This window comes from Limimaricola variabilis (assembly GCF_034371605.1).
GTDB classification, from domain to species: domain Bacteria; phylum Pseudomonadota; class Alphaproteobacteria; order Rhodobacterales; family Rhodobacteraceae; genus Limimaricola; species Limimaricola variabilis.
Genome location: NZ_CP139691.1, coordinates 467,431 through 480,447 on the forward strand (window position 1 = coordinate 467,431; position 13,017 = coordinate 480,447).

Annotated in this window: 12 protein-coding genes; 4 read left to right on the forward strand and 8 right to left on the reverse strand. The window is 70.7% G+C overall.

Features of this window, described 5'->3' with window-relative positions; all coding sequences use genetic code 11:
- Positions 1-33: 33 nt before the first annotated feature.
- The 6 genes from T8T21_RS02320 to T8T21_RS02345 form a co-directional block, all read right to left on the reverse strand.
- A complete protein-coding gene (locus T8T21_RS02320) occupies positions 34-1,809 on the reverse strand; it encodes a PQQ-dependent methanol/ethanol family dehydrogenase (RefSeq protein ID WP_322336643.1) in 1,776 nt (591 codons plus the stop codon).
- A gap of 299 nt (positions 1,810-2,108) precedes the next feature.
- Positions 2,109-2,981, reverse strand: a complete 873-nt coding sequence (locus T8T21_RS02325; RefSeq protein ID WP_322336644.1) for an ABC transporter permease — start codon at positions 2,979-2,981, stop codon at positions 2,109-2,111.
- Positions 2,978-3,694 carry an ABC transporter ATP-binding protein gene (locus tag T8T21_RS02330; RefSeq protein WP_322336645.1) on the reverse strand — a complete coding sequence of 239 codons (717 nt, stop codon included), beginning with the start codon at positions 3,692-3,694 and terminating at the stop codon, positions 2,978-2,980. Before T8T21_RS02330 ends, T8T21_RS02325 begins: the two co-directional genes overlap by 4 nt.
- Positions 3,691-4,131 (reverse strand): cupredoxin domain-containing protein, encoded by a 441-nt coding sequence (locus tag T8T21_RS02335; protein ID WP_322336646.1) that lies wholly within the window; start codon positions 4,129-4,131, stop codon positions 3,691-3,693. Before T8T21_RS02335 ends, T8T21_RS02330 begins: the two co-directional genes overlap by 4 nt.
- Positions 4,128-5,105: a YVTN family beta-propeller repeat protein gene (locus T8T21_RS02340; RefSeq protein ID WP_322336647.1), complete on the reverse strand. Its 978-nt coding sequence runs from the start codon at positions 5,103-5,105 to the stop codon at positions 4,128-4,130. Before T8T21_RS02340 ends, T8T21_RS02335 begins: the two co-directional genes overlap by 4 nt.
- Positions 5,102-6,274, reverse strand: a complete 1,173-nt coding sequence (locus T8T21_RS02345) for an ABC transporter substrate-binding protein (protein ID WP_322336648.1) — start codon at positions 6,272-6,274, stop codon at positions 5,102-5,104. Before T8T21_RS02345 ends, T8T21_RS02340 begins: the two co-directional genes overlap by 4 nt.
- 142 nt (positions 6,275-6,416) lie before the next feature.
- Between T8T21_RS02345 and pedF the strand changes: the two genes are divergently transcribed.
- Both pedF and T8T21_RS02355 read left to right on the forward strand, forming a co-directional pair.
- Positions 6,417-7,097, forward strand: coding sequence for a cytochrome c-550 PedF (gene pedF / locus T8T21_RS02350; protein WP_322336649.1), 681 nt, complete (start codon positions 6,417-6,419; stop codon positions 7,095-7,097).
- The gene (locus tag T8T21_RS02355) at positions 7,094-7,990 is read left to right on the forward strand and encodes a substrate-binding periplasmic protein (RefSeq protein ID WP_322336650.1); all 897 of its coding nucleotides are present in this window, start codon (positions 7,094-7,096) and stop codon (positions 7,988-7,990) included. Before pedF ends, T8T21_RS02355 begins: the two co-directional genes overlap by 4 nt.
- A gap of 4 nt (positions 7,991-7,994) precedes the next feature.
- Here T8T21_RS02355 and T8T21_RS02360 read toward each other — a convergent pair whose 3' ends face one another.
- Positions 7,995-8,876 (reverse strand): FAD:protein FMN transferase, encoded by an 882-nt coding sequence (locus tag T8T21_RS02360; protein ID WP_322336651.1) that lies wholly within the window; start codon positions 8,874-8,876, stop codon positions 7,995-7,997.
- A gap of 8 nt (positions 8,877-8,884) precedes the next feature.
- Entirely contained in the window at positions 8,885-10,969 is a 2,085-nt protein-coding gene (locus tag T8T21_RS02365; protein ID WP_322336652.1) for a 4Fe-4S binding protein, read from the reverse strand.
- A gap of 139 nt (positions 10,970-11,108) precedes the next feature.
- On the opposite strand from T8T21_RS02365, the gene T8T21_RS02370 reads away from it, so the two are divergent.
- The gene (locus T8T21_RS02370; protein ID WP_322336653.1) at positions 11,109-11,801 is read left to right on the forward strand and encodes a response regulator transcription factor; all 693 of its coding nucleotides are present in this window, start codon (positions 11,109-11,111) and stop codon (positions 11,799-11,801) included.
- A gap of 24 nt (positions 11,802-11,825) precedes the next feature.
- Complete coding sequence (locus tag T8T21_RS02375; RefSeq protein ID WP_322336654.1) at positions 11,826-12,992, forward strand: FIST N-terminal domain-containing protein; 1,167 nt, start codon at positions 11,826-11,828, stop codon at positions 12,990-12,992.
- The last annotated feature ends 25 nt before the right edge of the window (positions 12,993-13,017 follow it).

Sequence of the window (13,017 nt, forward strand, 5' to 3'; positions counted from 1 at the left end):
GCCGGCCGGGCGCAATGGCAAGGCAGTGCCGGGTTACTGGGCGGAGGCCAGCTCGGCGAGTGCCTTGGGCAGCTTGAAGGTCCACAGCGTCGCGCCTTGATTGAGGAAGTTGACCTTCTTCGCCACCTCCCCGCCCCACAGAGGCACAGCGCCGCCCCAGCCCGAGATCACCGAGACGTACTGCTCACCATCCTGCTCCCAAGTGATCGGCTGGCCGACCACGCCCGAGCCGGTCTGGAAGCTCCACAGCTCCTCGCCGGTGGCGTCGTCGAAGGCGATGAACCGCCCCTCAGGGGTGCCAGTGAACACGAGACCGCCCTTGGTCGACATCACGCCCCCCCAGAGCGGGGCGTCGTTCTTGAACTCCCACACCCATTCGCCGGTGGCCGGATCGATCGCCTTGAGGCTGCCAATGTGATCTTCGTAGAGCGGCTTGATGGTGAAGCCCGCGCCCATGTAGGCCGCGCCCTTCTTGTAGCTTACCGGCTCGTTCCACATGTCCATGCCCCATTCGTTGGAAGGGACGTAGAACAGCCCGGTGTTCTCCGAGTAGCTCATCGGCATCCAGTTCTTGCCGCCGAGGAACGACGGCGCGGCGAAGATCGTCTCGCCCTTGGCCTCGCCGGTTAGCTCGGCCGGGCGGCCGGGGCGGTTGGCCTCGACGAAGATCGGCCGGCCGGTGTCGTCGATGCCCTCGGCCCAGGTAATGTCCTTCACGAAGGGGAAGGCGTCGACATAGCCGCCATCGGCGCGGTCGAGCACGTAGAAGAAGCCGTTGCGGTCGGCAGTGCCGTAGCGCTTGTTGCCATCCTTGTCGGTGAAGCCCACCACCTCGTTGACACCGTCGAAATCCCAGCCCTCGCGGGGCGTGGTCTGGAAGTGCCACTTGATCTCGCCGGTGGCCGGATCGAGACCGACGCGCGAGGCGGCGTAGAGGTTGTCGCCGGTGTTGCCTTCCGTGGGTTCGCCCGCGTTCCTGAGCCAGCTGTTCCAGGGCGCCGGGTTGCCAGCGCCAAACACCAGCGTGTCGGTGTCGGCGTCATACGCCCCGCCAAGCCAAGTGGCGCCGCCGCCCTGCTTCCACATGTCGCCCGGCCAAGTCGCGTTCAGCGTCCCGGTCATGGTCGATTCCTCGCCGTTCAGCGTGCCCATGTGGCCCTCGATCATCGGCCGGGTCCAGACCAGCTCGCCGGTCTCGGCGTCGCGGGCCTGCACCTCGCCGACGATGCCGAATTCGCCGCCGGAATTGCCGGTGATGATCAGCCCGTCGTGAATCAGCGGTGCGGCGGTGTAGCTGTAGCCTTCCTTGTAGTCGGCGATCTTCTTGTTCCAGACCACGTCGCCGGTCTTGGCGTCGAGCGCCACCAGCCGCGCGTCGAGCGTGCCGAAATAGACCTTGTCGCCCCAGAGCGCCGCGCCGCGGTTAACCACGTCGCAGCAGGGCAGGATGCCTTCGGGCAGTCGGGCGTCGTACTGCCACAGCTCCTGCCCGGTGCGGGCGTCGATGGCGTAGAGCCGCGAATAGGAGCCAGTGATGTACATCACCCCGTCCTTCACGAGCGGCTGGGTCTCCTGGCCGCGCTGCTTCTCGCCGCCGAGGCTGAAGGCCCAGGCGGGGATGAGATATTCGACCGTCTCGCGGTTGAGCGTGTCGAGCGGGCTGTAGCGCTGCAGCCCGCGGCCCATGCCATTGGTAACGACGTCCTCGACGGTGGTCGCGTCGTTGGCGATGTCCTCGTCGGTGACCTGAGCCTGTGCGGCGGTGCTTGCGATAAGCGTGGCGCATGCGGCGGCGATGAAGCGGTTCATAAGGGTCCTCCTCCCTGGCGTGGCGGCTCCGGCGGCCCTTAGGGACCCCTCGCGCCGCCCACATGATCCCCGGCGGGACGGAGCGCGGAAATCGGACGATGGTCGTAGCCGCACCCCCCCGCCAAGGTCGTAGATCGGCGACCCGCGCAGGGAGAGCCCCTTGAACGGCGACCGCCGCCCCCGGGAGAGACAGGGGCGGCGGCATGGTCGGCAGCAGGCCGAAGCGGGAAACGATCTTCGGGATGTCTCCAGTCTGGCCCGGAACGGCGCGCCTCGCAGCCCCGACCATGGTCGAGGGGTCAGTCGCCGCGCCTCCGGCGCGCCATAGCCCGGCCGCGGGCCGGCTCGTAGCCCCACAGCGCCAGACCCAGGAACACCGCCCCCGCCAGCGCCACCCAGCCCAGGGCCTGCCAGTTCGCCGCGCCGTAGAGGGCGAAGCGGATCAGCTCGACGGCATGGGTGAAGGGATTGACGGCGCAGATGTCGCGCAGCAGCGCGCTCGCCTCGGCCATCTTCCACAGCGGGTAGAGCGCGCTCGACATGAAGAACATCGGGAAGATCACGAAGTTCATCACCCCAGCGAAGTTCTCGAGCTGGCGCACCGTGCTCGAGAGGGCGAGCCCCAGCGCGCCGAGCATCAGCCCGGCCGCGAACAGCGCCGGCAGCACGGTGAGATAGCCGGCCCAAGGCAGCGTCGTCCCGAACAGCGCCGCGACGCCGAGAAACGCATAGACCTGCAGGATCGAGATCAGCGTCGAGGCCACCAGCTTACAAGACAGCAGCCACCAGCGCGGCAGCGGCGCGGTCAGCAGCAGCCGCATGGTGCCGGTCTCGCGGTCGAGCACGAGGCCGAGCGATGACTGCATGCCGTTGAACAGCAGGATCATCCCGCACAGCCCGGGCAGGATGTAGGTCTCGTAGGTGACGTAGGTCTGGTAGGGCGGCGTGATCGACAGCCCCAGCGCGGCGCGGAAGCCGGCGGCGAAGACCAGCAGCCAGACCAGCGGCCGCACCAGCGCCGAGACCAGCCTCGCCCGCTGGCGGAGAAAGCGCAGCGCCTCGCGGCGGGCGATCCAGAGCAGCGCCACGGCATGGGCGCGGACCGCGGCGCGGCGCGGGCTAGCCCCAGGCGCCGCCTGGGGGGCCGGTGACGGGAGCGTCGCGTCGCTCATGCCGCCGCCGTAAGGTCGAGGAACCGGGCGGCCAGATCGCCGTCGGGCGCGATGCCGCGCGCCGGGGCGTCCAGCACTACCCGGCCGCGATGCAGCACCACCACCTGGTCGTTGGGGGCCACCTCGTCGGCGAGATGCGTGGCCCAGAGCACGGTCAGCCCCCCCTGCCTAGCCAGATCGTGGACATGGGCGGTGATCGCCGCGCGGCTCGCGGCGTCGAGACCAACAGTCGGCTCGTCGAGAAGCAGCACCGCGGGGCGATGCAGCAGCGCGCGGGCGATCTCGGCCCGGCGCCTGTGGCCGCCATTGAGGTCGCTCACCCGCTCGCGGCCGCGCTCGGCCATTCCGAGCCGGACCAGCGCGGCCCCGATCCGGCGGCCCGCCTCGCGGCCCCAGATCCCGTGCAGCGCGGCGGCGTAGCGCAGGTTTTCGGTCACGGACAGGTCGGGGTCGAGCGAGGATTGCTGGAACACCACCCCGATTCGGGCCAGCGCCGCGCGCGGGGCGCGCGCCATCTCCTGCCCGTCGATCTCGATCCGGCCGGCCTGCAGCGCGGTCAGCCGCGTCAGCAGCGAGAACAGCGTCGACTTACCGGCGCCGTTCGGCCCCAGCAGGGCACAGAACCGGCCCGGGGTGATGCGGAACGACACCTCGTCGAGGGCGCGGCGCGCGCCGTGGTCATGGGTGACGCCGCTGACTGCCAGGCCGCTCATTCGATCGCCACGTCGAGGCGCTGGGTCTCGCCGGTGGAGCCGGGCACCCTGATCTCGTAACGGCCCGGCTTGATCGCCACAAAGCCGATCTCCATCACCCCCGCCTCGTCGAACTCGAGGCTGTCGAGGCCAAGCGGGCGGATCTCCAGCCCCTCGATGACGATTTCGTCGATCCAGATCGCGCGGAAGAACTCCGGCGCGACCAGTGCCAGCTCTTGGCTCCCGTCGGCCTCGATCTCGATTTCGTAATAGCCGCCGGATTTCAGTGTCAGCGGCGCCTCGGCCAGCGGAATCCCCGCCGAGAGGGTGATTGGCGGCAGGTCGTGCTTGTTGCCCGAGGACAGCACGCCCGCCGGGCCGAAGCCGGTCTCGTCGTGACTGTCGGCGAGCGCGGGTGCGGCCGCGAGGGCGAGCACGAGAACGTGGGATCTGATCATGCCGGGTCTCCCGGGGCAGGGCGGAAGGCCGCGCCCCAAGGGAAACGGCCGACCTTGATTGTCTTGAGGGCCTCACGTTCTGCGACGTCGATCACGGTGACGTCGCCCGAGACCCCGTTGGTAGTGAAGAGAAGCGAGCGATCGGCGTTGAAGGCCATGTGCCAGACCCGGCGGCCCACGAGGATGTAATCCTCGACCTCCCAGGTTTCGGCGTCGACCACCGCGACGTGGTTCGACGGCCCCAGCGCCACGAAGGCGGTGCTCTCGTCCACGGTCAGCTCGAAGCCCACTGGCTGGATGCGGTCGGGGTGGATGCCGGCGATCTCGAAGCGGATCTTGGCCTTTTCGGCCTGGGTAGCGACGTCGAACACCGAGATGGTGCCGCCGATCTCGGCCGAGACCCACAGCTCGGTCCCGTCCTTGACGAATTCGGCATGGCGCGGGCGGGCGTCGACCAGCGTGTTGGCGAAGAGCACCTCGTTCTCGGTGTCGATCCAATGCGCCATGTTGGTCGTCTCGGAAGTGGTGATGGCGATGCGGCCGTCCGGGCTCACCGCCATGCCCTCGGGCTCGATGCCGACGTCGATCTGGGCGATCACCGACCGTGTCTCGGTGTCGACCACGGTGGTGATCGCGTCGTCCTCGTTGGCGATGTAGAGTCGCCGGTCGTCGGGGTGCAGCACGAACTGCTCCGGGTCCTCGCCGGAGGGCAGGTCGTGCAGGATTTCGCCGGTCTCGGGGTCCATAACCTGCACCGCATCGCTGTCGGAGGCGCAGATGTAGAGCCGCGAGAAGTCATGGCTGAAGGTCAGCCCCCGCGGCCTCTCGCCGGTGGGGATGGTGCGTACCACCTCCAGCGTGGCGACGTCGATCACGCTCAGCGTGTCGTCCTTCTCGTTGGTAACCCAGATCTCGCCCTGGCCCTGTGCGAACGCCGGCGTGACGAGAAGCGCAAGGATGGCTGCGAATCTCATGATCTCTCCTCGAAGGCAGCGCAGAGGGTTTCGGGGGCGTCGGTGCCGAGCGTGTCCATCTCGCTCACCGGGTGCAGGAAACCTTCGAGGGGCGCGGTGGCGACCACGGCGCGCTCGGTCACCAGCGGGATCGGCTGGCGCATCTGGCCGTCCCAGCTCCGGAACGACAGTGGCGCGCCGAGAAAGCCTCCCAGTTCGAAATCGGGGCCGAGGATAAAGTCGCGCAGCACTTCGGGGTCGGCCGAGCCGGTGCGGGTCACGGCCTCGCCGATTGCGCGCATCCCCGCCCAAGCGGCGTAGTCGCGCGGACGCATCGCGCGGCCCGCCATCTCCTCGAAGCGCGATTGCAGCTGCGCCGCACCCCAAGCCTCGACCACCGGCGCCCAAGCCACCGGCCTGAGCCCCTCGGAGCCCGCGAGCGGGCGCGGCGTCCAGGCGTTGTACGCGATGTAGCGGGCGAAATCCCCGGCCTCGTCGGCGACCAGAAGCACGTCGTGATCGGGCAGGGCTTGGGTGAAGACCGGCACCTCCTGCCCGGCGTTGCGGCGGATGTCGGCATCATCGAGCCAGTCGCGCTCGGCGCGCAGCTTCAGACCGAACTTCGCCAGCGAGCCTCGCAGCGCCTCGGCATAATCGATGTCCTCCGGCCGCTGCCCGGCGATCAGCGCCAGATCGTCCCAGCGGCGCTGAACGAGGAACTGCGCCAGCGCGTCGGTGCGCATCGCGGTCGAAGGGAGGGTGTGCAGCAGGTTGGCGCGGCAATCGGCGCCGCGCAGCCGCGCCCCGGGGGCGGCGGCGTTGAACAGCAGCGCGCCCTGCGCCTCGGCCATGTCGGCCACCGCCAGAACGGCGTCCTCGGGCGCGTCGAGGATCAGCAGGCCACCGCGCGCCAGCGCCGCGCGGGCCGCCGCCTCGAGGTCGCCGCCCTCGGGCACCGAGACGGTCTCGAGCGCGTAGTCATGACCGAGGAAGCGCCCGGTGGTGGCGTTGTCGTCGCGGCCGAGCTCAGCGCCCGCGCGGCCCTCGTCCTGGGGGATCTCGTCGAGGTTCGACAGCACCGGCGGGTGCGCCACCTCCTGCCTGAGCCAGGTCACCGGCACCTCGATAGCGGCCTGCGCAGCGCCGGCCCAAAGGCCCAGCATCACGATGGATGTCGCCTGTCGCAGCATGGTCGTCCTCCCGACCCGCAGGCTAGCAGGGCCGTCCGGCCCGCCCCCATACGACCATGGTCGCGGCCCCGCCGAAGGTCGCATAGCGCCGCCCCCGCCGGCCCGGCTATCGCTGTGACCTAGGATTAAGGGAGGACCGACCATGCCCCGCACCATACGCATCTTGGCGTCGCTCGGCGCGATCGCCGCCGCTGCGACCATCGCCCAAGCCGCCGGCCTGCCGCTCGACATCCAGGCGGTGAACACCGACGCGCTGCCCGATGTCAGCGAGGAGTGGCTGACCGAGAACCCCTACCGCGACCAAAGCGAGGAGGTTTGGGCCAAGGCGATCGAGATCGGCGCATCGGGCTACAACCAGAACTGCGCCCGCTGCCACGGCTTGGGCGCGGTGTCAGGCGGCCTCGCCCCCGATCTGCGCTTCCTCGAAGCGGAGGAATACGGCGACGAATGGTACATGGAGCGGTTCCGCCACGGCTTCACCCAGAACGGCGTCACACGGATGCCGGCCTTCGGCGAGCTTCTGGGCCAGAAGGCCGGATGGGCGATCCGCACCTATCTCGAAACCCGTCCTGACGAGGACGCGGTGAGTGCCAGATCCGCTGAGCTCAAGGCGCTGCGCGACACGCTCGCGGCGGGCGACGAGGTCGACGCCGAGGCGGTCAAGGCCGAGCTGTCCGGCATCGCCGAGGAGATCGAGACCCTGTCGGGGGCGCCGGTGGCCGATTCGATCGCCTATCGCGCCGCCGCCCAGATCGACGGCACGCCCGAAAGCTTCCACAAGGCCGCGGAGACGCTGACCGTGGGCCTGTCGGCCGCGCAGTGACGCGCCGCGCGGGCCTTGCGCTGGCGCTCGGCCTCGCCCTCTCGCTCGCGGGGGGCGGGGCCCTTGCGCGTTGCGAGGATTGGGTGCCGCAGCCCAAGCCCCAGAACGCCGATCGCGACTATGTCGGCCAGACGCTGGACGAGATCCTCGACCGCGGCTTCGTCGAGTTCGCGGTCTACGAGGATTTCCCGCCCTGGTCCCATCGGGTCGGCGGCGCGGCTACGGGCATCGACGTGGAGATCGGCCAGCTGATCGCCGAAGGCATGGGCGTCGCACCGCGCTTTCGGCTGGTTGCCGCGGGCGAGGACCTGGCCGCCGACCTGCGCAACTGGGTCTGGAAGGGGCCAGTGGTCGGCGGGGCGGTCGTCAATGTGATGCTGCACGTCCCCTATGACAGCGCCTTTACCTGCCGGGTCGAGCAAGTGATGTTCACTGGCCTCTACGGGGTCGAGACGCTGGCGGTGGCTTATGACGCGGGCGTGTTCGGCGCCGAGGGTCCGGGCCCGGCAATGTTCCGGATGCACCGTGTCGGGGTCGAGAACGACTCGATTTCGGATTTCTACCTCTCGGCAATGGCGGGTGGGCAGTTGGGGCCGAACATCTCGCGCTATCCGACCACCGAAGCCGCGATGGCGGCGCTGGCCATTGGCGAGGTGACGGCGGTGATGGGGCCGCGCGCGCAGCTCGAGGCCGATCTCGGCGAGGCACAGGTCCATGTTCCGCCCTTCCCGGGGCTGATGAAGCCCGACTGGGCGCTGGGCGTCGCGGTGCATCACAGCCACCGCGACCTCGGCTACATGATCGAGGGCATCGTCGCCGAAGCGGTCGCCGACGGCCGGATCGCGGCGATCTTCGAGGATCACGGCCTGAGCTGGACCGCGCCGGAATGGTAAGGCTCTAGAGCGTCGTCAGGTCGCCCGCGGCATCGACCAGTCGCACGCGTCTCATCCCCGCGATGCGAAGCGCCGCGATCTCGTCGCGTCCCATCAGGCAGAAGGCGGTCGACAGCGCGTCGGCCAGCGCCGCGCTGTCGGCCTCGACGCTGACGCTCGACCAGGCGGGCGGCACCGCGCCGCCGCTTCTGGGGTCGAGGATGTGGCTCGCGCCGCCAGGCAGAAACAGCGCGCCGGGGCTCGATGTCGCGATCGCGCCGCCGGTAAGGGTCGCCCGCCCCAGCAGCCCCCGCGCATGGTCCTCGATGCCGATCCGCCACGGCCCACCTAGCGCCCGCATCTCGCCGATATTGACCAGCGCCCGGTCGAAGCCGCGCGCCGCCAGCCCCTCGGCCACGCGGTCGCTGGCATAGCCCTGGGCGATGCCGTTGAAGGTCAGCGCCTGCCCCGGCCCGAGCCGGAAGCTCGCGCCGCGCGCTACGCGCTCCCAGCCGACGCGCGCGGCGGCGGCGTGAACGTCGCCGTGCTCAGCCAGCGCCCGCCAGAGCGGTTGCACGGTCGGATCGAAGCGTCCGCCGGTGGCGGCGTGAGCCGCGTCGCACAGATCGATCACCGCCATGAATTCCGGTGCGGGCGCGTGGAGCCGGCCGGTGGCGTTGAGCCGGGAAAGCGCGCTGTCCGGGCGGTGCAGGCTGAACAGCGCCTCCATCCGCTCCAGCGTGGCGCGGGCCTCGGCCAGCGCCGCCTCGACCTCCCGGCGCGGCCCCGAAAGCGTGATCGCCGCCTCGGCGCCGAGCGCGGTGCCGCGCCAGCCCTCGGCGTGGATCGCGCCCGGCGCGGCGAGGGTGGCGGCGGCGATGGCGAGGAAACGGCGACGGGTCTGCATGGCGGCTCTCATTCGGCGGCGACGGGACGGGGCGGGGGGCGGCCGGGGCGACGGGCATCGAGCACCAGCGGCACGCAGCGCGCCGGGTCGTCATGGATCGACACGCAGTCGAGGCAGCCGAAGCACTCGGAATAGTCGATCCCACCGGTCTTCTCGATGGCGCCATAGGCGCATTTGACCCGGCAGAGCTGGCAGGGCGAGCCGCAGGCCGCGCGCCGGGCGATCCAGTCGCGCCCCCGCAGGAGCCCGCCGATCGCGATCACCGCGCCCAGCGGGCAGAGATAGCGGCAGAACCCCTTGAACAGCACCATGCCGAGAGCCAACCAGAAAGCGGCATAGGCGACATAGTACCACTCCCGGACGAAGAAGGTGGTGATTGCGGTCTTGAACGGTTCGATCTCGGCGGCGGTGTCGACATGCTCGGGCGCGAGGATGGCGATCAGCACCAGACCGGCCAGCGCCACGTATTTAAGGAGCTTGAGCCGCGCGTCCCAGGCCGCCGAGGGCCGGATCTGCGGCATGCGCAGCAACCGGCCCGCGTGATGTGTGAACTCCTGCAGCGCGCCGAAGGGGCACAGCCAGCCGCAGAACAGCGCCCGGCCCCACAGCACGAAGCCGATGACCGCCGCCCCCCAGACCGCGAGGCCGAACGGATCGTAGAGCAGGAAGGCGAAGCTGCGCCCCTCGATCGCGGTTCGGATCGCGCCCAGCACCGTGACCACCGACAGCTGCCCCTGTCCCCACCAGCCCACGAAACCCGTGGTCACCGCCAGCGCCCCGAGCCGCAGCGGCGTCAGCGTTCCCGGCGCGGCGGCGCGGCGCAGACCCGGCCCGAGGGCCGCGAGGAGCGCGGCGAGGAACACCGCCAGCATCCCGAGATCCCCGGCCCGCGCCGCCAGCGCCGCCATGGCCGGCGTCTGCGGGGTGACGACTTCGGGTCGCTCGAAGAACCGCTCGGGCGTGACGTGCGGCAGTTCGAACACGGTGGCGCCGATCTCGGGCATCAGCATGCCGTGTTCGCGGGTGGCGCGCACGTCCAGCACCCATTCCGCCGCCGGGTCGAAGCCCAGCCGCCGGTCGGCGCGCAGGATCATCGCCGTGCCCTCCGGCGCGCCGGGCGCGGTCTCGACGAAGATGTCGGCGTCGCGCAGCGCGACCGGCAGACCGCCCTGTCGGGCCGAGACCAGTTCGGGGGCGGTGTTGCGCACGAAGTCCGGCCCGACCAGACCGTGCCGCCCGGCCTCGATCAGCAGCAGGGGCTCGTCATGCGGGGCGATGGCGCGCAGCCGGTCGAGTTCGTCGAGGGCGCCGGGCGCAAGCGCCGCGCGGGCGATGGCGGGCGGGCCGAGATCGACCAGCCACAGATCGAGGAAGGCCGCGTCGGGGTCGTCGCGGGCCTGCGGGTCGTCGTCGGCCCAGATCGTGCCTTCGAAGCGGGCATCCAGTTCGGCGTTGGTGACGGATAGGCGGGCCACGAGCCCCTGCGCCACCAGCACCTCCCAGTCGAGCAGCTCGTCATGTGACATGTCGGGCCGGGCAGGCGGCGCGGCTTTGATGCCGCGCATACGCTCACGCGCGACCTTGAGTGCGGCGGCGAGGATGGTCTCATGCGCGATGCGCACGCTGGCCGTGGCCTTGCTCACCCCGTCGAGATGTACCAGCGCCGAGCCCGTCTCGCCCGCCCCGTAGGGCGTGCCGACCACCATGTTGTCGTCGATCGACAGCCCGCGATACTGCTCGAGAAACGCCCGGAACGGCGCCTCGCCCAGACCGGAGACGAAGATCGGCTCGTTGTGCGACAGGAGCTTCGCGTCGATGAAGCCGCCCGAGAGGTCGAGCGTCACTAGCATGTCGATTGGTGCGCCGGAAAACCCCGGCAGCGGTGCCAACGGTTCGGTGCGGAAGGCGTAGCCCGCCGCCGCGCCGCCCGAGTTCGAAAGCCGCCAGACCCCCTCGCCCAGTTCTTCGCCCAGCGCGTAGGGCGGCACGATCAGCGCCTCGATCTCCTCCCGCGCGGGCGCTTCGGCCCGCGCCAGGGTGAACGGCAGGCACGCGACGAGCGCGGCGAGAAGCAGGGCGCGGTGGCAAGACATGGCGGAAGGCTAGGCGCGCGCATGGGGGCGCGGGAATCCGACCTTGGTCGCGGGGCCCGCGGCATGGGACTTTTGGCCTATGGGGCGGCCGGGCGGACGCTGGTAGTCTGGACAGGGACGCAAGGCACGGGGTGCGATCATGGCCGGGACGCAGCAGGAGAACGGGGTCTTCGGGCGGGCGCTGGTGATCGACGACCACCCGCTGTTCTGCGACGCGCTGGGGCTGACGCTGAGGCACTTCGTGGGCATCGCGCAGATCGACACCGCCGACCGGCTGCAGGCGGCGCTCGACCGGCTGGGGGCGGGCGAGGTCTGGGACGTGGTCCTGCTCGATCTGCACCTGCCCGACGTGTCCGGCCTCGACGGGCTGGTGCGGCTGCGCCGGCTCGCCGGGTCGGCGCCGATCGTGGTGGTGTCGTCGCTCGCCGACCGGCAGGTGGTCTCGGCGGCGGTGCGCGCCGGGGCACGCGGTTTCGTGCCCAAGCACAGCGCGCGCGAGGTGTTCCTGACCGCCTTCCGGGTGATCGCGGCGGGCGGGCTCTACCTGCCCGACGGCATGGACCTGCCCGACGCCCCCGGCCGCGGCACCGAGGAGGCGATCGACCGGCTGGCGCAGCTGACCCCGCAGCAGGCGACGATCCTGCACAAGATCTGCTGCGGCGCGATGAACAAGCAGATCGCCTACGACCTGTCGATCGCCGAAACCACCGTGAAGGCGCATGTCACCTCGATCATGCGCAAGCTCGGCGTCCAGACCCGCACCCAGGCGGTGCTGCTGGCCAAGGAGGCGAGCTTCGGAAACATGTTGCCCGAGCAGCCGCCGGGACGATAGCCTCGCCGCGGGGAGGAGATCGTGATGCAGGCTGTCGCCGACGCGCAGGAGGAGGCGCGATCCGGGGCGAAGGCGGTGCTGCGCACCGCCAATGTCTCGGTCTTCGAGCCGGAGCCGGCCGCCGCGCTGATGCGCGCGCTGGGCCCCGGCCCCTTCGCCCTCGTGCTGATCTTCGCCGCGCCGCGCGCGCCGATGGAGGCGCTGGCCGCCGCCGCGGCGGCCTGGCCCGGCGCGCGGGCGGTGATCGGCTGCACCACCGCCGGCGAGATCACCGGCGCGGGCTATGCCGAGGACGAGATCGTCGGCGTCGGCCTGCCGGCCGAGCTGTTCGAGGTCGAGGTCATGCCGATCCCCGATCTCGACCGGATCGGCGACCGGGCGATGCTGCGCGACATGGCCGAGGCGCGGCAGCGAGTCGAGGGGCGGCGGCCGGACTGGTCGTCGGACTTCGCGATGCTGCTGGTCGACGGGCTGTCGCGGCGCGAGGACGCGCTCGCCGCCGCGCTTTCGGCCGGGATCGGCCGGATGCCGCTATTCGGCGGCTCGGCCGGCGATGGCGAGGCCTTCGGCCAGACCCGCATCCTGATCGACGGCAGGTGGCACGCCAACGCGGCGGTGCTGGCCTTCGTGCGGACCGCCTGCCGGGCCTCGGTGTTCAACCTCGACCATTTCGACCCGACCGAGGAGCGGATGATCGTCACCGAGGCCGACCCGGAGGCCCGCGTGGTGCGGCGCTTGAACGGTGAGCCCGCGGCGCGCGAATACGCGCGGGTGCTCGGGCTCGACCGGGCGCAGCTTTCGGCCTTCACCTTCGCGGCGCATCCGCTGGTGGTGCGGATCGGCGGGCGCCATCACGTAAGGGCGATCCAACGCGTCACCGAGGCCGGCGAGCTGGTGTTCTACGCCGCGATCGACGAGGGCATGGTGCTGTCGCTGGCCGAGCCGCGCGACATCGCCGCGCATCTCGACACCGCCTTCGAGGCGATGGCCCGCGCCGAGGGGCCGCCGGCGTCGATCCTCGCCTTCGACTGCATCCTGCGCCGGCTCGAGGCGACCGAAAAGCAGCTCGGCGGCAAGATGAGTGCGGTGCTGCGCAAGCACCATATCGTCGGCTTCTCGACCTATGGCGAGCAGATGAACGGGCTGCACGTGAACCAGACCATGACTGGCGTGGCGCTGCACCTGCCGTGACCGAGACCAGGATCGTGACCACGCC